Source organism: Streptomyces beijiangensis, from assembly GCF_017315755.1.
GTDB lineage: Bacteria > Actinomycetota > Actinomycetes > Streptomycetales > Streptomycetaceae > Streptomyces > Streptomyces beijiangensis.
Map to the genome: position 1 here is coordinate 1 of NZ_JAFLRJ010001679.1, position 248 is coordinate 248.

Genomic DNA, 248 nt, shown 5'->3' on the forward strand with positions numbered 1-248 from the left:
CGGTACGGCCGCGGAGAGCGAGGACCTGGTCGCCGAGCTACGCAATCACGTGGGTTCCACGCTGGGCCCGATCGCCAAGCCCCAGCGGATCCGGCCGGTGAACGAGCTGCCGAAGACCCGCTCCGGCAAGATCATGCGCCGCCTGCTGCGGGACGTCGCGCAGAACCGTGAGCGGGGGGACGTCACGACGCTGACCGACTCGACGGTAATGGATCTGATCCAGGCGAAACTGCCCCAGTCGTCCAGCG

The 248-nt window shown here is 68.5% G+C and carries 1 protein-coding gene; it reads left to right on the forward strand.

All coding sequences use genetic code 11. From position 1 onward, the window contains the following. Positions 1-248 (forward strand): AMP-binding enzyme (locus J0695_RS43205; protein ID WP_443727237.1); only part of this gene is annotated, 248 nt, incomplete at both ends.